This is a genomic window from Neptunicella marina, assembly GCF_014270035.1.
Classification (GTDB): domain Bacteria; phylum Pseudomonadota; class Gammaproteobacteria; order Enterobacterales; family Alteromonadaceae; genus Neptunicella; species Neptunicella marina.
The window spans coordinates 231,520-255,429 of sequence record NZ_JACNEP010000002.1; the positions used below are offsets into that span (position 1 = coordinate 231,520).

The window sequence follows — 23,910 nt, forward strand, 5'->3', positions numbered from 1 at the left end:
CCTAATACATCGGGAGTGGTTGTTTTGTATGATTATTTATTAGTTCTATCTTATCGTAAGGATTAGTTTTAATTGAATATCTAAAACCAACATACCCCAATCGATTTACACCAAGTTTTCTTAACGGTGCGTGAAAACCGTTTGCTACTAATGTTGATACTTTTTCCCCATTTATAATCATGTCTAGCATGACCGGTTCGTCTGAATTTTCATAAAAAGCAAAGCCATTGATGACATTCCGTTTAGGATTGACCTCCCAAGACCCATGCATAAAAGGTTGCCCTGAAAACAAAGATATTTTCTCCCTCCACATAAACTTTTCCAACAACTTATTATAAAGCTCGATATCTTTTTGATTTAATTTAATAACACTTTGAACGTCAGATTCAGTAGGAACAAATAAATCTCGCTTACTAGCTGTATTTACTTTTTTATGTCGGAGTTTCCCTTTATTAAGCCTACTTTCGAGTAATTCAATAGATTTTTCATAATGCTCTGCTACACCGACAAATCCAATTGCAGACCAAGGAACACCATTTAAAAACTGGCTTTGACTATTAACCATTCTTGGCATTGATATAAATTCATCAAACGAACCTTCAAAACCACTATATCGCCTAACATGTTTATATTCGGAAACAATACGTTCAAGAGGATTTCTCACAAATGTAATGAGATTCAAGCAATTTGATAAGTTTAAATAGCGGGAGACTGAAAAGTGACCATAAATAGCTTCAACGCCAGCATCAATAAATTGATACATGTCTTTTTGGTTGTAATAATTATTCAACACTAGTTGATTAGTTATTTTCTCTTGAGGCCCATAATCTGAAACAAAATTCTTTTCACCATAAACTTCAACCAGTGCTTCTCTTAAGCTGGTACCTGCAGTTTTAGGTATATGTACAAATAAAGAAACTGATTTATTTTGTATCAATGTAATATCTCAATGCTATTTTAAATGAATTGTTCAGCGAGTGTTTCTGCTACGCCTTTTGTTGTTTGTAACTGAGTTATTTCCTGTTGTTTACGCTGCTGCTCTATTCTTTGCATATCTGACCCAAGATATTTTTGAACAATGTTGGCCAGGCTGTCTTCATTTTCAAAACATACGCCAGAATAATGCCCCAATGCATCCTTGTTCCAATCGGAAATAACAAATGCCCCAGCCATCACAAAATCAACATATTTGTGACTAACAGTCCCCATCTTATTCATCATATTATGATGGTCAATCAAACAAATTTTACTACCTTTAGCCAACATTGGTATCTCTTCGTATGGAACGGTCCGCGCAACCCAGTAACTTTTTGCAAGCGGATTTCCTTCATAGTGATCCCAATTAGGACCATAAATATTGAATTTGAGATTATTTTGCTCAACTATCGGTAAAACAGCTTCTACGATCGGTCGCACTCTAGGTGTACCAATAAAAGAGACATCACATTGATAGCGAGGACGGGTCCTATTTGAAGGGCTTAATGAAGAAAACGGACGAATAATATCAATCTGTTTAGATGTCTTAAATTCGGCCTGAGTTCTTTTTTGCTCTAAGAATAATTTTACTCCTTCACTGCAGACAAATACTTTGTCAAAACGCTTAATATTATCCAGCTTTTCCGCATGGCAATATATCAACGCGATATTATTTGCACTTGGGTCAAATTTACCTACTTCAGGATAAAAATGACGTTGTGGCCCACCTAAAAAGTAAATCCTGTTTTTAGATGCTGCACGATATTGGTACCCTAAGGCGGTTAATGCTTCCTTTAAGTTAATATAGAGCCGATAGTCGTACCACAAAACATTCTTATGTGGAGATGCAATGCAAAAGTCTTTCATGAAAAATCTTACTATTGATAAAAGGGTAAATAGTCGTCATAGCGTCGCTGAAAAGGTATCTCAATTTCTTTTAAGGTTTCACGGCGCAACATGTTTGATGACCATTGCCAATATTTATGTTGCAACGACTTTGCAACATCTGGATAAAGGCTTATCAAATTGATTTTTTCTGTTGGATCATTTTCAATATCGAATAAATATTCTCTTTTGATACCAGCTTGCAAATATTTCCATCGGCCTTCCCTCACAGCCCTTTGGTTGTAGAACTTCCAAAATAATGGACGAGAAGATAAAACAGGATTTTCGTTACCGGTTAAGGTAGGGAACAAGTCAACTCCATCTAGCTCACTTAAGTCAGTCTCACCAGCCAATTTAAGGGCAGTATATGCCGCATCCAGGGCTGAAACAGGCTTTGAGATAACACTGCCGGATTGGAAATGTCCTTGCCAAGATACAATATAGGGTACACGGATTCCTGCTTCTGTCAGCATGCCCTTTTCCCCCGTTAGTGGATCATTACGGGACCCATCCCAGATCCCACGTATTTGAATGGGCTTATCGGGCATAGTATCGTCTAAAGGCGCACCATTATCACTTATAAAATAAATGATGGTGTTTTTTAAAATGTCGTACTTTGCTAATTTATCAATAATTTTCCCGACGCCATCATCTATTGCAGAGATCATGGCAAGTGCATAGCGTCGTCGCTCTGGCATGTCTCCAGGAAATCTTGACAAATATTCCTCTGTTGCGCTCAAAGGAACATGCGGCCCATAATGAGCCACATGCAAATAAAATGGAGATTGCCAATTTTTGTCAATAAAACCGATCGCAGCTTGAGTAATCGCATCCAGACGATACATGTTGTAATTGCGATACCCCGCTTTTTTAGACTGGCCTTTTAGATCAAAATTCGTCCAATAACGTAAATCAAACCCAAAAAACGTATCGTCATATCCTCGCTTATCGGGAAAATATTCTCTTTTCTCAGACAAAGGGACTTTATTAGCGTTAAAGGGTAATATTTCCGGATGATTTATAGCCCCCCACTCCTTTGAATTATTATCAATTTCCAGATGCCATTTACCTACTAGACCAGTTTTGTATCCAAGTGATTGAAATCTATCACCTAACGTCTTTACACCTTTAGGAATTGGAGTAAACACATTTTCTTCTACACCAAAGCGTTCCTGATATTGTCCGGTAACCATGGCAGCTCTTGAAGGTGTGCATTGCGGAGCAGTTACATATCCGTTTGTAAACCGCACTCCGTTATTCGCCAGTCTATCTATATTTGGTGTTTTTATGTCAGTTAGTTGATTTTGAACTCCTAGATCAGCATAGCCCTGATCATCTGTATATATAACGATGACGTTTGGAGGATTAGTCACTTGGGTTACGGCAATTTTTAATCCAGCATTTATAACTAAGTTACTGCCGGAGGCTAAAAAAGAGGTCGAGTTTATGGAAAGAGGTATTTGTACAACTTCCTTACTTTTTGTTGAAAGAAAATAAGCTGTATCTGATGAACGACGCACAACAGAAGGATCTGATATTCCATCACCGTCAAAGTCAGCAGCCAACACAATATCACTTGCCAGTTGGCCAAATTTCAACCGTTGAATTCCATCACGTTGAGTTGAATTATAATTACTACCAGAAGAATTCTTTATATACCACATGCCAGATTGAGGTCTTCTTACTGCTATATCGGCAATACCATCTCCATCATAATCAGCAGGTATTGGAATATCAGCCTCCTCAAGGCCAAAACGAAAAGTATTTACAGTTGAATCAGCCAGGCTTCTTTCTTTCGACTTAGAAGAGTATACGATATACCAGCGATAATTTTGAGGTCGTCTGATTGCAAAGTCTGTGATGCCATCTCCATCATAATCAGCAGGAACAGGAATGTCCCCCTTTTCAATCCCAAAACGGAAGCGTTGGATCCCATCTCTCAAATTAGAATGGAAATTGCTTCCAGAAGAATTGAGAACAAACCAGGTCCCAGTAGATTTTCTAAAAATAGCGACATCACTTTTCCCGTCACCATCAAAATCCCCTTTTACCGGAACATCGTTTATATCAAGACCAAACCTAAGCTTAAGGATACCATTTTGCTCGGGATTGGAAGAATGACTGATAAACCATTCACCAGTCGATGGACGACGAATAGCAATATCATCCAGGCCGTCACCATCATAATCAGCTAACACCGGAATATCGGTAGGTTGTAATCCAAAGCGTTTAAGTCTCTCTACAACTGAAAATCCCGTCACAGAAGAAAGAAAACTCCATTCACCGCTTGCAGCGTCACGCATCACTATGTCTGCTTTATTATCACCATCCAGATCAAACTCAGTAGCCACTGCATTGCATAATGGGGTGAGCAAGGAAATAGCGAATAACAGACAAATTTTCCGGATAAACAATATTGGTTCCCCAACCACAAAATAATTCATAATAATGCTATACGTGATTTGTTTCGTATTCTTTAAGTTTTTGCTTTATCTTGGGTCCCTTTGGCCTGTGAATCAAAGCTTGCTTCCAAATTGAATTGGCAGCGTGAACATCAAACTTTTCAACTATTTTAGCAAGTTCGATTAATTGATCAGGGTTATTACATTTAGGGAGCGTTTTTGAGCTTTTGATTGCTTCTACTAAACTATTTTTCTCGGTATCAGAGCACCCCTTGAAGACCTTGATCAAATCGGGAATATACTGCCAAGGTACCGATGGCAAATAACTCAATGTAAGATAATAACGATTTTTAACGAAGCTCTGAGCTTCCTGCAACAAACTATTTATCTCAAGAGACTCAACAAATTTCTTCTTCGCATCTAAATAGCTTTCATAACCTTTAACATTTAGCTCAAATATAACTTCTCTACCGGAACATTCATTATATCCCCCACGATTCAACTTAATTTTTAACTCATCAGATGGACGTCCACGGTTTAATAAAGATACATACTCCATAGGTGAACGAAATGCCCGGTGAATAATCATGACAGGTCTTAGATGTTGCAGTTTCTCATGCAGACCTTCGTGTATTTGATGATGTTTAACAAAGAGCTCGCCGTCAACAAGCACTGACTTACCCTGTTTTAGTTCTGGTTTATGAAACCGATGCTTTTCGACTTCAGAAGTTACTTTAATCAGAGTTTTAACCAGAGGATTAATTCTTCCTTTGATACTTTGAGGAAGTGGTTGAAACGAAAGATCTTGCCCAAACTCATTGATCCACTCAATTGAAATTGTGTCAGCGTCTGGATTATCCAGAATGCACTCTTGTACTGACTTAGCTAAACTTTTTGGGGTCCAATATTCGTCAATATCTAAAAACAAAACATAATCAGCTTCATCATTCGTTTTAGCGTCAGCGAATGCTTTTGCGTAAATGATGTATTGAAGATTATTTTGAGCATCTTGCGGACAAGTATCCACCCAGTCAGCGTTCAACCCACGTACATGCGGGTAAATGGTATTAATACGCTTCAATATATCTAAACTATTATCAGTCGTGCGATTCACGTACACATCAATGGCATTGAATCCCAAATATAAATGGTGTTGTACCCAATCAGTTATATATGCGCCTTCATCCTTGGCGACTGCAATAATCTTAACTCTAGGACCTGACATCGTAACTTTCTCTACTGTTCAATGACTGTTTTTAACTTTTGAGTAATATGTTGCAGTATATCCTGCGCTTTCGGTTCCAACATCCAATCAGGTTGGGCTATACGCAATGTTTTAATACGAGTATTAGGTTTGTAATTCAGAATATTTTCTTTAAATTTCTCTACTATAATCGATTCACAACGAACATCGATAAAATAATTGCCTACGTTTAGTATCTGTATATAAGATTCAACGATGGCTTTTAATTCCGTTAAACCACAATCATCTAAACTGGCCACATGTTTAGCATACTGGTTGCGTACCTCTGCTCCATGAATATCAAACAGCACTTTAAATCGTTGATTTAACGCTCGAATGATTTCAATATCAGTAATATCCATCGACCTATTCACTGCATCAGCATTTTGTTCAGGGGTAACAAAACCGGGTTGCCAGGACATTCCTGTTAATGAAATAAAATCTTGTAAAAGAGAATTGTTATCAGCAGATGCATCGTAATCAAGAATTCTGATGTTACGCAGACCAAACACATTGCTAAACATATTTAGTTTAAGATCTGCAGATAACATCTGACTAGCCCCAGGACGAGCTAAATGTTCATGATAATAAGAAAAGAATGATTCTGTGCCCCCGTGCTTAATCACTTCCTGCCAAATAGAGTAAAGCTTAAAACTTGCTCTTCGCCAACTGAAAAGCACAACAATATTTTTACTTTTAATTGAGTCTTTTAAATAGGAAAAATCGTCTTTATTTAACGAAATAAAATCCTCGCTGGATAAAATAAAATCGTGCTCTTCATCAAAAAAATCAACAATTTCCTGAGTCAATTTTCGCTCTGCAATTAACTCGCGAAACTCGTGGTGACCAAATATTTTTTGAAAACGCTTAGGGTATACAACATTTTTCTTAAACAAGTGACTTTGATTATCAAGTAAAAATTTCTGAATTAATGTTGTTCCCGTTTTATGCGGACCAACATGTAAATAAAGTGTGTTCATTAAATATCCTGATGTGGCGCCGCTTTATTCACCAAAAAATGGATAACGACCTAAATTACTCATCAAAGGTCCCCATTTTAGTATATTTGTTTTATCCATTTCGGATGAATCTTTAAATTTAGGTTTAAGACCAGAGGCTTGCCATTTGTCAACTGGGTTTAAAATATGCATGTTAGTAAAACCATAATCGCCACACAATTGAGCATCGGCGCGAACATTATCACCAATGTGAATACATTTCGCCCGCAAAAAGTTAACTTTTTCGCTTAACATTTTCCACATGGTTCCATTGTCTTTACGTAATTGTTGTTCACAGGACAGGAATAACGAATAGGGTGCCGAAATACCAATTTTACGTAACATAGTCCGAATCTGGCTACTAGTATAATAACTGTCACTCACTAACCAAATCTCTTTACCTAGATCACTTAAGTGATGTAAAACCTGTACCATTTCATCTTTTGGTAAAATACTATTCAAATCAAAGCTAAATTCTAACTCTAACCAAGACATGGCTTGCTCTTCATCACACCCCAATAGTTGACCAAGTCTGTGATAAATTTCAATAATATTAACATCGCCAATAAATTTTTTCTGAACCCGAATCTCGTGTTCAGCTCGATTCCGAAAATCAACAAACGCCTGCGGAGTGGCAACAATAGATTGTTCTGTAAGAACTTCACCTACCTGAAACTTGGCAAAATCAGGTTCGGTATACTTTCGTCTTAGAATGGTGTCGAAAATATCAAATGATATCACCTCAAACCCTTGAAGCTCTGTAATCAACTGTGTCGGTGGCTTGTAATAATTGGCAAAAATATATGACTTGTCCTGAGTAAACTTTGCAGCTTGTGGATGATAAAAAAATTGTTCATAGTTATTTTTTTCTACCAAAAGACCAAGAGCTCTTTCCAGAGCATGTAGCCATGACCCATCATTCGGCAGGGGTTCTTCGGGGAAAGAATCATAATCATAATTGGTTTCAAGAAGTTGTTTTATCGCTTCGGGTCTAACCCAAAACATTCCTCCAACCGGATAGTTTAGAAAGTTGTCAGAAACATCAATTCCCCAATCCTCAATAAAAGACTTCGCAAATGGCTTGTTACAAGTCCAATGATTTACCCACGATGGCATCATCCAAAACGAAGTAGGGTAATACATGCCTAAGTTTTTATGTTCAGCAAACAAACGCAACATGCAAGCAACCACATGCCTGTCTTTAAATAAATACTGATTAAGATAATCAAACCACTGAGTTTGCTCCCTTCCCGAATACAATGACTTTTTGGAATGTAAGTGACAAAGCAAGTCATAATTAAGTAACTCTTTACCAAACTCCACCAGCATGGGACCGAAATTTCGTCCTCGGTTTGGCACAATCGCAACCTTCAGTTTTTTAACAGTTAACAATTGAGCATATTGCTCTTCAACTTTTTCTTTTATTTCTTGAGATGCGGCTGCGACAAAGACATCTACATCGATGGGAAATGATTTAAGACAATCTGCGAATTTATCAACAAAATCGTCATAAAAAATATGCAAACAAATTGCAATGTTTTGTAACTGCCAGTCAACGTTATCTTTTGCAATTAGCTGCGACTTTGGTTGCCAACGCACCGTAGCAGGGGCAATCTGCCTATTTTCTTTCCTGCCATAATTGAAATAATGAAGTAGTGGACTAACACCTTGGAGATATATGTCTAAGTTGTTTCGCAAATAATGCTCGGTATCAAACCCTGAAGACGGATTTACGTTGGCAAACGTAGACTTATACAAATAATCTTTAAATGCTTCGAAATCATTAGGAAAAGCACCATAGTGCTCCTGGTACCAGGTCGCATCAAACAAATTATTTGATACTGACAAAGTCATTAAGCGTTGAAGATGTTTATTTTCTCTATATTTGGTTAGTTTTGATTTGTATTGTTTAACAGAGAGTATTTTGACTAATTTTTTTGAGTAGGCTTTCATCACTTACATACCAAATAACTGCAATGGGTTAACATTTCCATGGCCTGAAATCGCGTCATCTATTTCAAATAATGACCAGGATACGCGGGGTAGCATATGTCTGTTGGAAACAAAGCTTTCATAAAGTTCTTCAAGCTCATCTATCGAAAACCGAATGCCATGAGTTAAATAATGGCAAGTGGCGTCTTCCGCCCCTTGCATGACACGATCCAACTCATGGAAGTTACGCTGGGTATATGCGGGCCTGCCAAACAAAAAGTCAAATGACTTGCCTGACTCTACAGGCAATTTAACAACATCCATCAATTGTCCATCAGGAGCCGTTAACAATGATTCCAAAAACAAAGATCGGTCCAGCATTTTATAGCCGTCCCCCATTGAAACCTGATCTTTGACTACGTGCTTCATATGCGCTTTAAAACGACCAACTGTATTTGCACCACCATTTGTCGTAATCAAATAAACACCATGAGTATCGAGTTCTAACATATGGGTAAGTAATTTCTGAATGGTGCCGGAATACCCAATATCAACAAAGACCAAGTCCTGACTGGCATTAAAATCGAAACCTCTTAGATAATCCAGATAAGCATGCCGACTTTCTCGTACCATTGCTCCAAGCTCACCAATATATTGATTTAAGAAATTGGTAAGTTCATCCAATTCTCTTGGCAAGACCCATTTTTGTTCTAATTGTTTTTGAGAAAATACCTGTTTAACCAGATCTAATTTAAAACCAAACCGACCAAGCAGGATCTTTGACAAAGTACCTTTGAACTTATAATTCAAACTGAATTGCCAGGTATCCACATCGGCAATATTTATACGGAACAAAAAGCTACGAGAAACATATAAGTAATTATTAGGATGATTGGGAAATTCCCCCAATTTCACTAACTGATCAAAAGCACGATTAAAAAAATAGCCTTCTCTCGCCAAAAATATAATGCGCGGATTATTGAGCTGATTGGTATACAACTTCAAATGATGAAAATATTCACTACTCAATGGGCCCAGAAAATTGTACCCAAAATCAAAAAGCGATGTATTTTTGTCCATAATATAAATAACTTAGATGAAGTGACTTTTAAGATGAGTGTCCTTTGACAACAGGGAATACTAACATAATAAAAGCAGACGCATTACCAAATCTGATCGATATCTTTCATGAGAGAAGTTACACAAATTCGCTCTTTGCTTAGATCGTAGGACTTTACTCGCTGCAGGCCTTTGTATTTAAAAAACATTCGTCTAGTAAACGATAACTCACCAAATACTTTACTAATACTCACCTTACACGCCTCAATTGAATGCTCACATAATGTAATATTTGCTCCGTTGCTTGCATACTCCCGATTGGCTATACAATCAGGCACAACAACCCAATCACTCAAAGCCATAGCTTCTATCCCAGGAAGGTAGAACCCTTCTGTTTTGTTTGGCAGAGCTATCGTTACCCGGCTTTTAGCCATCGACTGATAAACCAGATCACGTTCAACAGGCCTGGAATGAGTGATAACACTAAATCCCTTATTTTCAGCCCATGATCCTATTTCATTGGCCATTTCAGGTTGTTTTGTGCCCAGAATATACAAATCATTGTTTTTAGGCATTTTCAATTTCGCAAACTGATGCCCCATTTTAATAGTAAAACAAGGGCCATTAGCGTAAGGAGATATTGCGTCCTTAACGGCATCTGAGACACAAATACGAATGGCCCTATGTTGTAAAAAATCAAATAAAGGATGTTTAGGATTACCGTGTCTTACATGCTGTATGAGGTTAATAACAGGCTGATTATTATCTTTAAAAGGCAAATATGCATTCCAGTCCAATCCGGCTAAAAATATGTAGTCAAAATCCCGGGGATCATAGTTTTCAACTTGCTTAATTCCCGCAAGATTGGAAAATAGCCCAGTCTGAGTTTTGGCTTTATTTTCCAGCCACAAGTTAACATCATATAACCCGGTTGACTGTATGTGATGTAGATAATCACAGACTTTCTGATGTCCACCAGTATAACCATGGTACCAGCGATGAAATAAAATCGACTTTTTGGGAGTAATCATAGTAATTAACGTAAATTCACATTATTGTTGACTTTATAAATGGTTAGCTTATAGCTAAACGCTATTTTATCCATACTTTTTAGTTCTTTTTATTAGATTTGATGCGACAAATAAACCTTCACATAATCGGTGTTCAAAAGGCAGGCACCACTGCGTTAGCTAGCTTCTTACATCAGCATCATGATATCTATGTAGTAGATGGTAAAGAAGCACATATATTTGATCACCCGCATTTCGAGGAATGCCCAGATCAGACCGTGTTTACAAATCGTCAATATAGAAAAAGACTAACTCAATTCAAAAATGAAAAAATTTTGTGTGACGCAACGCCAATAACGATATTCAATCATCACTTCCTAAGCGCTTGTTATCGCTATAATCCGCAGGCTAAATTTATCGCTATATTACGAGACCCGGTTGAAAGAGCGATTTCTCACTATCAAATGTCGAAAAATAATGGGCAAGAGCGTCTCAATATGCTGAGTGCTTTTGTAAGCGAAACTCAGCGCTTGAAAAAGGCTAAACATGGTAAATCCTGGAACTTTGATTCTAGCTATAGAACACAAAGTTATCTTCAAAGAGGCTTGTACACCACACAACTTAAGACACTATTTGACATTGTACCGGCAGCGCAAATATTAGTGCTCAGGCAGAATGATTTGAGAAATAAACATCAACTAACGCTTAATCGTATATTTGATTTTTTAGAAGTAGAACATCAATCTATTTCCACTGCAAAAGTGTTCGAATCAACCTACACCAAGTCACATTGGACGGATCAATTAGCGAAATTGTACGCGACGTTTTACTTTTGGATCCGCAGGGAATCTCCCAAAAACTGGGAACGCATAATTAAATCGGCCCAGGGTTAAGCATGCCACTCTAACTGCACTAAGCTCGTTACAACGAGGCTGCTTAACGGCTAAGGGGTCTATGAACTAACTGATGGCAAAATCGAATATCAAATCCATTTTTCCTTATTAAAGCACTTAATTTACCGCTGATAAAACCATCCACTTCGTTATCATTTATAGTCACTGAGTCAATTGATTTCAGTGACTGGCTGCGGAACCAGAACATTTCACCGACAAATGGCAAATTATTGCTCTGCAACAGCTCAGTAAGCTGCTTACTCTCCGCATTAACAATATGGGGATCAAGTGGCGGTAAAATCACACCAAGTTTTTCATTTTCTTGAAATTCAGACAAATACTCATTTGTCCAGTCATCATTTCCAAGCAAATAATACCATTGTTGACTGCGCCATTTACTAAGCTCTCCAGGACATGCAGAGGTCGTTAGACGACAGATTATGTACTCTCTATCAATCACTCCCAACTCTTCAATTAACTTTTCTGATAGCGTTGTGGCAGTTTGATATGCAATCACGTGAACAAAATCAGGCAAGTTGAATTGCTGCATAAGCGTCTGATGTAAATTATGTTCTGTAAAAAGATAGACTCTTGCGAATGAGCAACCACTCACCAAAGCATCAATAGAGATAAGAGAGTCGATGTCGGTAACGTCGATCAGTAAGATAGCATTTGTTGCTTCTGCTTTTATTGAATGAAATAACGCTTTCACTGACGTTTGTTCTAAATTCAGATCTGTACGCAAAAAACACTCAGGAAATAACTTTAACCAATGTCTGTAGATATTGTTGAATAAATTCAATTGTGCCTGCGGTGTTACCCTTTCCAGCCCTTTCTTAAGCCACAACCTGTTATTACGAAGTACAAATGCATTTTGACGATATTCATGGTCAGCTTTGCGTCCCAGTCGGTAGTCCGTTCTCATAAGCTCTACAACACTTTCATAATGACCATTTTGTGGAGTGCAGAGTTGCGATAAAGCAGGTTGAGATACAAACTCGCTTTTATCAGGCGTGATAATCTCAAACTTAGCCTTAACCCTGCGTAACATTGCATGATTAGGGTTTATTTTTTCCGCGAAAGCAATCTGTTTACTCGCTTGTTCGACATTTCCCTGCTCATAAGAACAATCTGCAATCCTTGTAATAACGGCAATATTATTTTCCAGCTTTTGAGCGACGTCCAATACGCTTAAAGCTAGGTCATAAAGGCGATTTGAACGATATAAATCTGCAAGCTTGATATAAGCCGGCTGTTCCACTTTTTGCTTCAGACGCAACAAAAGCGCATATTCAGTCAAAAGCCACAAATCATTTTTTACAGCTAAATTGATTAATTCGTCATAGAAACCGATATTATTGATTTCCCGATAAAGCAGGATTGCAGAAATCGATTCTTCCAGTTTGTCTTTCTGCAAGCGATTAAGTTGCTCAAGAAGTGAAGTTTCACTTTGTTTAAGCCATTCCACTATTTCCTGCCTTTTAGCAGCCAACTCGCTCAAGGGCCTTAATGAGAAAGGATTACCCTTAGGTAAATCTTTACGCTTTAATAACGACCAATTTTGATCATCTTTGGTGTAAAGGGACCAATCAGCCACTACAAAAGTATCAGAGCATTTCTGCATAGCTCGCATTTTAGCCAATTTTGTTATTACGTAGCTTTCAGCTTTATGCGCAACTTTTGCCAGAGTATTCAGCTGTTCAACGTTAATTGTTGCCCGGTTCAATAAACTAACTAATAACGCGTTGTCGAATCTATGAGGAGGGATCCTAACCAAAAAACCAAATGCCTCATCGATAGTTAAAGACCTAATATCAAAGTTTGGGAAGGGTTGTGTAATTGGATGCCTTGACGCAGTATCTGCGAAATGCTTTGGTGAAACGGTTATTCTATCATCAATTATGTTGGGGACATCTGTAGCGTTAACATCAGCAGCTTGTTGTAACTTATCCCATAAAGCATCCAGTTTTAATCGCTTTGAAGCAGGGGCCATATCTAACGTTGATTGGTACGCTTCATCCATCAGTAAATTAGATTTAAAGTTTTTGCATTTTAAGTTTTCGGGACTGAGACCTATTTTCTGACCGGCTCCTTGCACAATACTGTTTGCGCTTACCAACGCGTCCTGGGCAATCATCAAGCATTTATCCGGATGATCAAGGTAAAATTCAAGCATCCTTTTATTTGACGCATACCACATATCGAAGGCCAATTCAGGGGTTTGCCAAAAACTAAAGTTTAACTTGTTAGCGTGAATATCTTGGGTGCTGTTAACTAAATGCTGACTATGTCGTTTAAATAAAGATTGACAGGATGTTGACCAATGACGGTATACAAAAATAAATCGAATATTGCTTTTTAGCGCGAGTTGCCAATCTTTTAAAAAAAACAATGCACGAGGATCTTTAACGCCTTTAAGCTGCGCATTACTGCGTTTTTCGTTGACATAGTGGGCGATATAATTTGATAGCCAGTTAGGCTTAACTAAAGGTGCGTTATCATGATATCGCCAATCAACCCCGTTAATCTCAAAAATCTTGTCATGCAATCTGACAATAGGCAAATCTTCCACATGCCCTAATGGATTACTAAAACTAGCCCCCATTAACTCATCGCCCATTTTCATACCATTATCAGAAAGTGTCTGAGCTATTAGTGATGTTCCGCTTCGATGAAAACCTGTGCAGAGATAAAATGGAAGTTTGTTATTTGAGGACATTTATTAATCTTTAATATATTGAAATATTCAAACTAAAATTAACACATTCAATTTACTGATTAATCACTTCATCGTAAGCCAATTGAATACTTTCTTTGCTATACAAGCCATATAAAGACAAGTTTTTTATTTTATCAATGCAGTGAGTTAATTGCTCAATAATATGTGGTTGAAACTTTCGATGCTTTTTTTTCAATGGTGCCTGAGCTATTTCCGGTAATCCCAAAGCAACATGAAGCGCGCCTCCTCCAGTTACAAGCACATCTTCATATCTAACAACAGGCAATGAACTATCCATAAATTTATCAATAAACCATTGATAAATTACCAGTTGTTTATCTATTACTGATTTATTTTCCAATGCATACCGAAGTTGTTGACTAAAGCGTTCACCAGCAGGCACTCGTCCTCGGTTAACAGGTAAATCTACTGTCATCCAGGACAACAATACATCAACTGGATTTCTGACTATGCAAACCATAGGATATTGGCTGGCCAACTCCGGCAATAAAGCAGTGAATAAAGCATTTTGTTTAACAACAAGGTGAAAACTCCCAGCTGGTCGTGGTTCTAACGTGAGTTGCCCACGACGCGCAACCACCTGCCGGATACCACCTTTAGACTCAGTTCCAACAGGATTATCAATAAGTAACCCTTGTTGCTCTCCATTTTCAAAAGGTTGTCCTGTGACAATCGCGGAATAAAAATCATCAATTTGTCGCTGAATGGTTTCAACAGCCTGAGTAGTACTGAAGTTCTTTGGCCAGGTTCCCGGGTTGATTGGCTCATGCAAGGCAATAATATCTTTACTTTGGTTGAGCAGTTTACAGCAAAGTGTTGTTCCAGAGCGGGGAATGCCAGTAATAAGTTGATGATTAAACAATATTAATACCTATGATAAATATTAGCGTTACACAGTTTTTGGATTCTTAATCAGTGGCATTAACATTATCCGCAGGAAGAAAATATAAGTAGTAATAAAACTACGCACTGTTTACATAAACTACTATATGCGTATAAAACAACCTGCTTTTTCAATACAAGTTTTTATATGGCTTATTGAAAACTTACAAAGATCATTGAGTTGTTTGTATACTGCTGCATGTATCGATTGACTATTTTTTACTAACATTTTTAGTTCAACCCAATATTCTAGGTTAGTCTCAAGAACTGAGAGCTCTAGTCTAGCAACTTCCTTTTGAAGCTCCTCATTATCTAAATACATACTACCTTCAACTATACTTAAAACATTTGTTAGCACACTATTTAAAATTCCGCGGCCGGTAACCTCAGGGATTACGAGTTTACTGACGTTATAATGATCTGCGTTATTCACCGATATTGTCGGCATAAAACCCGAAATATCTCTACATGCCTCAGGAATTAATTCCAACTTGGCTTGACTAACGACATTTTCGATATCAATCTTTCTACCGTTCTTCGTTGTTAGTGTATGAGGAACGCTGTATATCCAATCTGAATTGCAATCAATAAAACCGTATGAAAGAAAAGTTACAAGCGGATCGTAAGAATTGTACTCAACAAAGACTTCTCTACCGGCCCTCCCAGCCCCGGTATAAGTAATCAAAGAGGATTTTTGGGTATCTATATAATACGGATCCTCGCCCATTTTATGATTAATTAAATCGATAATTGGTAGAAACGCAGGTTCAAAGTTATTAGTTGTCTTAATACCGGCCTTTCTTAAATCATAAGATTTAAAATTAAAAACTCTAGACTTAATAAAGCTATCAATAATAACGTCATCATCAATATCTTCAAATTGATCAGCATAAAAATGGTAATACTCATTTTTATTGCTGCGCGCACTGACCAATTTTTCAAATAATTTATAATTACCAGCTAATTGGAATAATGGATAAGATTCTTTCCAACTAGTGAGCTTGTTGCATGAATTGTAAAGTTCGACTAAATGACGCATTATCAGACTAGACTTAGGATTAAGCATTTTATTGTTCGCTTTTGCCACTAACATCCCAGCCCGATCTAATGAAAGTTTGAAATCTGTAACGAGTGGCATACAGTCTATAGGAATGTCCATTAATGTTTCAGTTTTCGCAGTTTGTTTCGAAAAACAAACTTTAATTTCCCCATTAATTTCAACAATGTCCATGTGCATATTAAAATTAGCGCCTTTCAACTCTAATTCTTTTCGTAAGGATCTTAATGCGTTCTCAACCTGGAAACCTTGCACACCTAATTTAGGAGCAGACTTACCGTCCAACAATTGATCTGTAAAACTGCTCTTATCTGAGGAAACACCAGAGGAAATTTCAATATTTTTAAGTCTTTGACTCTTTTCTTCCAAAAACCATTTTTCGGAGCCAATTTGAGCCTCCAACAAATATAATAACTCCTTTACTCTAACGAGTTCGTTATTAAGATTCAGTTCATCGAGTAGAGCAATAATTAGTTTACTATCACTGTCATCAATAGTTCTTGTTTTAATCTCAGCCGTTAGTTTGTTGTAATAAGTAATGGTTTTCTCAGTTTCATCACTTTTAATTGTTGAAATAATAAGCAAAACCAAACTATTGAAAGCATATTTTGAAACATTAATTAACAGCGGGGCAAAGGCTACAACAGAAATATAGTCTTTGATCTCAAATGCAGCTCGTATCAACAAATATCTGTCTTTACATGTATTAAGTGAACTGTCAAGTTCAAGTATTTTTGCTAAATATATTACAGACTTATCAAGTAAATTTAGCTTCTCATATGCAAATGCAATATTCTGATAGATTCTTATTTTATCTTTCGGATCATTACTTTTAGCCAGCAAACCTTCAAGTTTTAATAAAGCAAGTTTCGTTTTATTCAAATGCAGTAAACAAACAGATTCCAATTCTAAAACGCGATAATCTTGCTCTTTGATTTTTTTGACCGCTGCTAAAGCTTTATTATATTTCCCCTGTAAATAAAGCGACTTAGCCTGTTCATACTTTAAGCTCATCAAATCCTCTAACATGGTTGTGGTTGATAATCACAATCTTCTAGCTACATAGAATTTTCAATTGACTCTTCTATTTGATAAGTTGAATAACCAAAGTATTCAATATGGTGTTTCACTTCGTGCCAATATGGTGCAATATAATTGACGTGTTTTTCCCAATTGAAACTCCTATTGCTATATATCCCTTTTTTAACTTGGTTAATCGAAGGCGTTGTAATGATTTTTTTCTGAGATTTTTGACTATACTGCATAATCTCGTCTCGCTGCATTTCAATACCAAGAAACTCAAATATTTGACCTATTTGCTCTTCGAAATTTTGCGTCAGCTGTTCATAAAACACCCTATGTTCATTCCATTGCCATTGCTGCCTGTAAATCATGTAATTATCAAATACATCACGATATCTAACAAAACTTGATTCCCAATCTGTAAAATAAGCGAGGTTGCGCCTAAAATGAAAATTTTGTTGAAAACAGCTAATAATACAGTCTAGTGGATGTCGTATAGCGAGTAATATTCTGGCGTCAGGAAAAAGCATTAGTATTAAAGGTAATTTCATTAACAACTGAGGATTTTTATCCAGTACAACCTCATAATCAGACAACTCACTGTCACCTAAATACTTGCTAATATTGTCTACATAATGCTGTCTTAGCTCATCCAAATAATCATCTGACAGCTTAGGCAAATCTTCTGGATATTGATAACCATCTTTAATTATTTTATCAATAACCGCATCTATTGTTACTTTTTCCCCTAAAGCAAAAACTTGACTATGAGAGTCCAATACATGCTCTAAAAGTGTGGTACCTGAACGAGGAAAACCAACTAGAAAACACAATTTAAAAGAAAAAGGCTTTGAAGGACCCCTTTGAGGAATACTTCCAAGCTTTCTCAATTTGGGTAAATAATCTCTACTCTTCCAATTATCAGGGAAAGTACTTGCCATTTGATTATTCATCTGTTCAAAACAACTAAATGCATTATCGATATCATCCAGTGCTAAATAGGACTTTCCTTTCAAACTCAGGAAACCGAGCTTCAAATGGAATGTGTCTATATGTTGAGGCTCTATTTTTTGTAAAATAGTGAGCGTTTTAGAAGCATCACCCGATTTAAATACACTACGTGCACGCATGTACAAAATAAACGAATTATTCACTCCCCGACTTGAAGCAACTCTCAACAATGGCTCAATATCATCATCCAAAAATAACTCGCACCTATCTATTAGTAGTTTTAAATCATCTACATTTAATTGTTCGATGTGACCTTGCATCAACCTTAAATGATGCTGAACAAAAGAAAAGTCAGATAATGTAACACCAATAGCTATGAGGTTTTTTAATGACCTAACGGTATATGGTTTATAAACCATTAGTTTTTTATAAAGGTTAATAGCCTTTTTATTCTCGCCAGTTTCCAGATAACAGTTAGCCAGTAACCATTTAATCTTGATAGCCTTTTCAGACCTAATTCGCTCCAAGCCGAATAATAAATATTCAACTGCTAGTTCGAAACGATTTATCTTCCGAAAAGCGTGATAAATATTTTGACAAACAAAATCTAACGTAGCTTCACTGTTGGCATACTGTATCAATTCATTTAATTGACTATTACCAAATGATATGTTGTTTAATTCAATGTGACATAATGCTTCTGCAATAAGTGAATAGTATGTTTTAGTCGATTTATTAGCATTTAGCTTTTTCACTGACGTTAAAGCTTGTTTCGCTTTATTCGACTCTAATAATTTAAAGACCTTTACTAGCTTTGTATTTTGCTCCATAAATCAATGACCTAATTATCCTTTACAACAATATGCTCTGTCGGAGGAACTCCAGAATTCGATACAGACAATAACTGAGAAGAAACAGCCAAATTTTTCGCTTTTGTATCAAAAAAGAATCGTGCGCTGGCACGTTTAACTTCACCTTCTATTTCAACTAAATCAGTTGTATTAAGCTTTAGCGTCGTTTTAGCTGGAATTATTCCGTTTGCCGCGTCTTTTAAATTTAAACTAATCACTTTTCCACTCTCAGCTATAAATTGAGTAGAATAAGCAACTGGATAGCCAGCATAATTTACAATATAGATTTTCTGTTTATAGTCAGAAAATGTGGTTATAAAAGGTAAGTCCGCTGTTGCAGCATCATAGCTAATAGCTCCTAACAATCCTTTACCTAAACTCCCACCAAAATCTAAATAATATTCAGATGGTTCTATTACTTGCGTGTTACTGGATGCTTCTATACAAAACACAGGATGATCGATTAATTCATCAATACTGGTAAGAACTGAATTTTCATTGGAGAAACTCAACAGTTCAATTGCTGCTCCACTACAATCATCATCCTCATTTAAACTAGCAGTAATACTGGAAAAATCGCCGCTTATACTTACTGACTTTAAATCTGTTTTAACCCCTGGAATGATTTTCCGATAATCAGAAATTGCATTAGATGTTGACGGCAGTAAAGTGTTAACAGCAACCAATTGGTCAAATCTTATTTTTCCAACTGATGCTAATGTTTCGCTAGCATCACCTAATTTGAACGTGCTGGGAGATCTAAATGTCGCAGAGAATCTTAGAAAGTTGTTATCAAAACCAGAATAATGCTGAAAAGATTGTATAAATTTATTACCTGCAGCTCTAATAAACTGGCTTAAAACAGCATTTTTTCTGTACAGGTAGCCAAGATGATTTACTGCTGCATCAGCCGTATCATAGAGCGTATACTGAATTTCCAGCGGTGTACCAATATCATCCCAATTAAATGAGGTTGTATCAAAAAGTAATTCTGTATCAGCTCCGACACTTGGGGTTGCAGAAAGCTCAATAATAACAAACGAATCACCAACGCCGCCCCCTGCTACTAAAGTTGATTTATAGTTTGCACTAATTTCGACGCCGGAACTTGGAAAAGCACTGTTAAAAGTACCATTAATAATATCAAGCCGTGCATAACGGAAGTCAGAAGAAAGACCAAACCCCACCTCTACTTCCAGATTTAAAGTGTCAGAATTACTGGAGATTACCAGTTGCCCTTTGTTGTTATAGTCATTACTAGTTATAGATTCGACAGCGTAATTCAAAGTCTGACTTGTTGAAAGATTAAACTTCGCAACTGCATGATTACTTACCCCCCAAAAAAAACTTAGTAATAAGAAGAGCGTAAAGTACTGTTTATTATTCATCAACATCATAAATACAGGCCTTAACTATTTTTATCCAACCAAATACTTTTCATACATAAAAATACTAAGTAGGTATGAATATATCTGAGTGTCTCCGGTCAGACTAATTACCAAAGCTCTACGAACAAAAATAAGAGCTATCATACGAAAATTTTATAAAAAGAAGGTGGATTTACCAATAAAAAACCCCCCAATTAAGGGGGGTTTTGTAAATACAAAATTTAAGTAGAAAATTCTACATTAAACTAAGTAAGGATTACAATGTATCAACTTTTGTTTTGATAGCATCAGTAGTTGTCTTAAGAGTGTCAACTGTTGAATTAATGGATTCAACGCTAGAGTTAACATCACCGTACAGAGCAACAGTATCAGTTGTACCAGTAGACTTGTTAACAGTCTGAGAAGTAGCAACTACACTAGTACCCTGAGCTTCAATTTCAATAGTAGCTGAGGTACGAGTTGCACCACTGATGGTAACTAAATCAGTTGCTTTAATCGCAACCATTTCACCTGCTGGCACAACACCACTAGCTTGAGTGCCGGCAGTGGTAGTTACACCATCTTCAGACTTAAAGCTGGTAGAGTATGCTGCATCCTGAGAACCAGTGTTAACAATATATAAACGCTGGTTGTAACCAGAGTAAGTTGTTAAATAAGGAACCTGAATAGTAGTTGTATCGTATACGATAGAACCAGAACCTTCAGTAAAAGTACCGATAGCATTAACTGGGTTAGCAACACCAGTTACAGCAACACCAGATAATTTAACGGTATAACTACCTTTAAGTGCAGCATCTACTTCTGCGTCTACGTCAGTAGTAGAAACTACTAAGTCCTGAGCGCCATAAGCGACTTCAACAGTACCATCATCATTCAGAGTGGCGCTAGTTCCATCAAATTCACCGTCTTCATCATAACCCCAGCTCGCACCACCAAAAGTAAACTCACCAAACGAGAAGTCACCAGAGAAAGTTAACTTAGCAGAACCAGTAGCCAAATCAGTATCATCAAAAGATGCTGTAGTATCCGGCATTACATAAGTATCATCTGTATCATCAAGATCAGCGATATCGATACTGTTTAAAGTGGTAGAAGCTGAACCATTGAATTTTTTGAATTCATCAGCAACAGTAGCAGTTACTTTTTGAGCATCTCCGAAAGTACCAGTTAAAGCAGACTTGATAGTAGCAATCACACCGTCAGATTTAGCCAAACCGTTAGTTGTATTATCAATGGCTTGCTGAGCAGTTTCAAACAACTTGTAAGTCGCAGACAAAGTCTTGTTGTTCTCCATTGCGTAAGTTGCAGTCAGGGTCATAGTATCTCCCTGAGCAACATCACCTGCATCTGCAGCGAACTCAAAAATTGCATAAGACTCACCAACACCACCCGCAGAAACAGACGTTACATTTGCATTAACGCCATCAGCCAAACTAGTAATGGTAAGGAATTCACCGTTAGTCAAATCTACACGAACATACTTTGAAGTACCTTTCGCGATAGAGAAACCCGCCTTAGTGGTAACGATTTGAAGAGGCGCACCAGTCAGTTTTACCAAACCGTTCGCATCTAAATCACCTGAAGCAACAGATTCTGCAGCAACAATAAAGCTACCAGTATCCGCATCTAAATCAACCGCAGCTTGTGCGTTCATTGTAAAAGCAGCTGCGATAGTAGCCGCTAAAATCTTTTTATTTAACATTCCAGTCTCCTGCAAGAGTAACTATAGTTTTTTGTATCATGGCACTAGGCCACCAAGTCCTTGGTGACAAAACACCAGATGACTTATAATAAGCTACAACAGTCAGTTGTAGTAATCAACTCTATATTAATAGATTTTATCAGAATTAACACAAACTTAACTGTTAATTCGACAGGTCAAGTTTTAACACGCTAATTTTGATGAGGCAACTATAGATGAGATATTGCTCCCAGACAATCAGATTATTGCAAAAAGTTGCCTTTTTTCAGGCTTTTAGACTCTGTTTTGACTGGTAAAGATTAAACTCAGGTATATCTGGCAATAACTAAATAATTACAATTTAAGTTGCAGGCTATAAATCTCGACAATAAACACTTGAAGAATTCAATGATAAACAGTGACTGGCTTTGCCGTATCGTTTCCTATTTTGATCCTTAATTTATATATTTGATTCTTTGTTTCGAATCTTAGCTGATACCAATAGCCTCCAAGTACGGACAAATACGTGTCCACTTCTGAGTTGAACGATGGCTCAGCGAATGTCGCATCACTTAGTGTTGTAAACCACTTATTTGTATTTCTTAATTGACTAATTTTTTGCTGACTCTGCGGCCACAATATTTGCCAAAGTTTTAATGGAACAGCGTTCAAATTAATCATTGCTGTACGCCGTAAACTACAAAAATTCGTGATATCCGGATGAGAATTTAGTAGTCGCGGCCAATTCAATACCGCGTATAGCTCTTGGCATTTTTGCAATAAAAAATTTGGGGGTTCGGGGAAGCTAAGCTTTTCATATTCTTTTTTTTCTGCACCTGAGGGTTGTCGCCAATTGTCCGCGTCGGCATAATCGATCAAGCTATTAGTGAGCCGAATTTGACTAAAGTTATCTTCTTTGTAGGCCGTTAGTAATTTTTTAATCCAATAATTATCTGATGTGTTAAACGGAATTAAGCCTGATTCATTTTGTATACTAAAGCTAATGCCATTTTCAGTGTACATGAAACCATCTGTTCGCAATTCATCACCAATGATATCGACTAAAAAAAGCCCATCATCATCAACCTTAGTGCCGTTTACATTTGTCCCCTGACTAACTCCCGCAACCGTAATTCTTTGTGTTGCCAATAAATAGGAAAGCTCACTTAGTTTGTTTTCTATTTTTACTTTTTCGTCAAATATGTTCTGCGCCTCAAATGCAAGAGCTAAACGTTTCGACATTGCGACTGAAGCTACTGACATTAAAATTGTCATAATTATCGCTATTATAAGTACAACTAATAGTGCCGCACCTTTTGGTTGATTTGGTTTACTCAACATTATTAAAACTCATACTCACCAAATAAAGGCAACTCTACTGGTATATCTGCATCAACAGGTCGCCCAACGTTCGCCTGTAACCAAATTTGATCGCCAGCAACAATTCGAATCGCTTTGGGCAGTAGTCCGCCAGATGGACTAAATTCACTTAACCACGCGCCATCCACAAAATAAAAAAAGTAAGGTTGCTGTTTAAAATAGGCAACAGTGATGTACTCAGCATCATTATAACTTTTAAACTGCAACTCCCATTGGCGACTGTTCGCCATTATCTGCCAGGTCATAGCCTGTGGTAGATGCAAATGTTCACTGGGGACATTTGCACTAACAAAACTAAATTTCGCTTGGTTTCCACTAAACAATGATGTTTCCGGATGATACAGCACTGCCCCCTGCACACTAGTGTTAAACCATACTTTAGGAAGCTGTACAGAAGAAAACATTAAATCGCGCGCCCCTAATCGATCAAAATTACGCCATGTATTTGATAATCCCTGAGTCATAAGAACAGTTGTTAGAGAAAGGATCACTAATACAACTAACATCTCAATTAATGTAAAAGCCTTGGGCATTTTAGTCATATCAATGCTGTACCAAAA

General features: G+C 37.1%; 17 protein-coding genes. 1 reads left to right on the forward strand and 16 read right to left on the reverse strand.

Annotated features, from left to right (window positions below; all coding sequences use genetic code 11):
• Position 1 precedes the first annotated feature (1 nt).
• The 8 genes from H8B19_RS03465 to H8B19_RS03500 form a co-directional block, all read right to left on the reverse strand.
• The gene (locus tag H8B19_RS03465; protein WP_186505388.1) at positions 2-937 is read right to left on the reverse strand and encodes a sulfotransferase family 2 domain-containing protein; all 936 of its coding nucleotides are present in this window, start codon (positions 935-937) and stop codon (positions 2-4) included.
• Positions 938-957: 20 nt separating this feature from the next.
• On the reverse strand, positions 958-1,842 hold the full coding sequence (locus H8B19_RS03470) for a glycosyltransferase family protein (RefSeq protein ID WP_186505389.1): 885 nt from the start codon (positions 1,840-1,842) through the stop codon (positions 958-960).
• An 11-nt stretch (positions 1,843-1,853) separates the two neighbouring features.
• Complete coding sequence (locus H8B19_RS03475; protein WP_186505390.1) at positions 1,854-4,304, reverse strand: sulfatase-like hydrolase/transferase; 2,451 nt, start codon at positions 4,302-4,304, stop codon at positions 1,854-1,856.
• Between the two features lie 7 nt (positions 4,305-4,311).
• Positions 4,312-5,487, reverse strand: coding sequence for a glycosyltransferase family 2 protein (locus H8B19_RS03480; RefSeq protein WP_186505391.1), 1,176 nt, complete (start codon positions 5,485-5,487; stop codon positions 4,312-4,314).
• An 11-nt stretch (positions 5,488-5,498) separates the two neighbouring features.
• Positions 5,499-6,485, reverse strand: coding sequence for a hypothetical protein (locus H8B19_RS03485; protein WP_186505392.1), 987 nt, complete (start codon positions 6,483-6,485; stop codon positions 5,499-5,501).
• A 24-nt stretch (positions 6,486-6,509) separates the two neighbouring features.
• Entirely contained in the window at positions 6,510-8,456 is a 1,947-nt protein-coding gene (locus tag H8B19_RS03490; RefSeq protein ID WP_206683161.1) for a rhamnan synthesis F family protein, read from the reverse strand.
• A gap of 3 nt (positions 8,457-8,459) precedes the next feature.
• Positions 8,460-9,515, reverse strand: a complete 1,056-nt coding sequence (locus tag H8B19_RS03495) for an HAD family hydrolase (protein ID WP_186505393.1) — start codon at positions 9,513-9,515, stop codon at positions 8,460-8,462.
• An 83-nt stretch (positions 9,516-9,598) separates the two neighbouring features.
• Positions 9,599-10,525 carry a glycosyltransferase gene (locus tag H8B19_RS03500; protein WP_186505394.1) on the reverse strand — a complete coding sequence of 309 codons (927 nt, stop codon included), beginning with the start codon at positions 10,523-10,525 and terminating at the stop codon, positions 9,599-9,601.
• 101 nt (positions 10,526-10,626) lie between these two features.
• Between H8B19_RS03500 and H8B19_RS03505 the strand changes: the two genes are divergently transcribed.
• Complete coding sequence (locus tag H8B19_RS03505) at positions 10,627-11,397, forward strand: sulfotransferase family protein (protein WP_186505395.1); 771 nt, start codon at positions 10,627-10,629, stop codon at positions 11,395-11,397.
• Positions 11,398-11,440: 43 nt separating this feature from the next.
• Here the strand turns inward: H8B19_RS03505 and H8B19_RS03510 are convergent, their stop codons facing one another.
• From H8B19_RS03510 to H8B19_RS03545, 8 genes are all read right to left on the reverse strand, one after another.
• On the reverse strand, positions 11,441-14,116 hold the full coding sequence (locus H8B19_RS03510; protein ID WP_186505396.1) for a hypothetical protein: 2,676 nt from the start codon (positions 14,114-14,116) through the stop codon (positions 11,441-11,443).
• Positions 14,117-14,168: 52 nt separating this feature from the next.
• The gene (locus tag H8B19_RS03515) at positions 14,169-14,999 is read right to left on the reverse strand and encodes a sulfotransferase domain-containing protein (protein ID WP_186505397.1); all 831 of its coding nucleotides are present in this window, start codon (positions 14,997-14,999) and stop codon (positions 14,169-14,171) included.
• A gap of 123 nt (positions 15,000-15,122) precedes the next feature.
• The gene (locus H8B19_RS03520) at positions 15,123-17,090 is read right to left on the reverse strand and encodes an SET domain-containing protein (protein WP_186505398.1); all 1,968 of its coding nucleotides are present in this window, start codon (positions 17,088-17,090) and stop codon (positions 15,123-15,125) included.
• 44 nt (positions 17,091-17,134) lie between these two features.
• Positions 17,135-18,880: a tetratricopeptide repeat-containing sulfotransferase family protein gene (locus H8B19_RS03525; protein WP_186505399.1), complete on the reverse strand. Its 1,746-nt coding sequence runs from the start codon at positions 18,878-18,880 to the stop codon at positions 17,135-17,137.
• An 11-nt stretch (positions 18,881-18,891) separates the two neighbouring features.
• Positions 18,892-20,298 (reverse strand): hypothetical protein, encoded by a 1,407-nt coding sequence (locus H8B19_RS03530; protein WP_186505400.1) that lies wholly within the window; start codon positions 20,296-20,298, stop codon positions 18,892-18,894.
• A 247-nt stretch (positions 20,299-20,545) separates the two neighbouring features.
• On the reverse strand, positions 20,546-21,991 hold the full coding sequence (locus tag H8B19_RS03535) for a hypothetical protein (protein ID WP_186505401.1): 1,446 nt from the start codon (positions 21,989-21,991) through the stop codon (positions 20,546-20,548).
• Positions 21,992-22,375: 384 nt separating this feature from the next.
• Positions 22,376-23,311 carry a type II secretion system protein GspK gene (locus H8B19_RS03540; RefSeq protein WP_186505402.1) on the reverse strand — a complete coding sequence of 312 codons (936 nt, stop codon included), beginning with the start codon at positions 23,309-23,311 and terminating at the stop codon, positions 22,376-22,378.
• Between the two features lie 2 nt (positions 23,312-23,313).
• Positions 23,314-23,892 carry a PulJ/GspJ family protein gene (locus H8B19_RS03545; RefSeq protein WP_186505403.1) on the reverse strand — a complete coding sequence of 193 codons (579 nt, stop codon included), beginning with the start codon at positions 23,890-23,892 and terminating at the stop codon, positions 23,314-23,316.
• Between the last annotated feature and the right edge of the window lie 18 nt (positions 23,893-23,910).

What these genes read in the sequence shown, in the direction of transcription:
- H8B19_RS03525 (WP_186505399.1), bottom strand. Translation starts at nt 18,880, where the DNA reads ATGGAGCAAAATACAAAGCTAGTAAAGGTCTTTAAATTATTAGAGTCG.
- H8B19_RS03530 (WP_186505400.1), bottom strand. Translation starts at nt 20,298, where the DNA reads ATGATGTTGATGAATAATAAACAGTACTTTACGCTCTTCTTATTACTA.
- H8B19_RS03540 (WP_186505402.1), bottom strand. Translation starts at nt 23,311, where the DNA reads ATGTTGAGTAAACCAAATCAACCAAAAGGTGCGGCACTATTAGTTGTA.
- H8B19_RS03470 (WP_186505389.1), bottom strand. Translation starts at nt 1,842, where the DNA reads ATGAAAGACTTTTGCATTGCATCTCCACATAAGAATGTTTTGTGGTAC.
- H8B19_RS03495 (WP_186505393.1), bottom strand. Translation starts at nt 9,515, where the DNA reads ATGGACAAAAATACATCGCTTTTTGATTTTGGGTACAATTTTCTGGGC.
- H8B19_RS03545 (WP_186505403.1), bottom strand. Translation starts at nt 23,892, where the DNA reads ATGACTAAAATGCCCAAGGCTTTTACATTAATTGAGATGTTAGTTGTA.
- H8B19_RS03475 (WP_186505390.1), bottom strand. Translation starts at nt 4,304, where the DNA reads ATGAATTATTTTGTGGTTGGGGAACCAATATTGTTTATCCGGAAAATT.
- H8B19_RS03505 (WP_186505395.1), top strand. Translation starts at nt 10,627, where the DNA reads ATGCGACAAATAAACCTTCACATAATCGGTGTTCAAAAGGCAGGCACC.
- H8B19_RS03480 (WP_186505391.1), bottom strand. Translation starts at nt 5,487, where the DNA reads ATGTCAGGTCCTAGAGTTAAGATTATTGCAGTCGCCAAGGATGAAGGC.
- H8B19_RS03500 (WP_186505394.1), bottom strand. Translation starts at nt 10,525, where the DNA reads ATGATTACTCCCAAAAAGTCGATTTTATTTCATCGCTGGTACCATGGT.
- H8B19_RS03510 (WP_186505396.1), bottom strand. Translation starts at nt 14,116, where the DNA reads ATGTCCTCAAATAACAAACTTCCATTTTATCTCTGCACAGGTTTTCAT.
- H8B19_RS03520 (WP_186505398.1), bottom strand. Translation starts at nt 17,090, where the DNA reads ATGAGCTTAAAGTATGAACAGGCTAAGTCGCTTTATTTACAGGGGAAA.
- H8B19_RS03535 (WP_186505401.1), bottom strand. Translation starts at nt 21,991, where the DNA reads ATGTTAAATAAAAAGATTTTAGCGGCTACTATCGCAGCTGCTTTTACA.
- H8B19_RS03490 (WP_206683161.1), bottom strand. Translation starts at nt 8,456, where the DNA reads ATGAAAGCCTACTCAAAAAAATTAGTCAAAATACTCTCTGTTAAACAA.
- H8B19_RS03485 (WP_186505392.1), bottom strand. Translation starts at nt 6,485, where the DNA reads ATGAACACACTTTATTTACATGTTGGTCCGCATAAAACGGGAACAACA.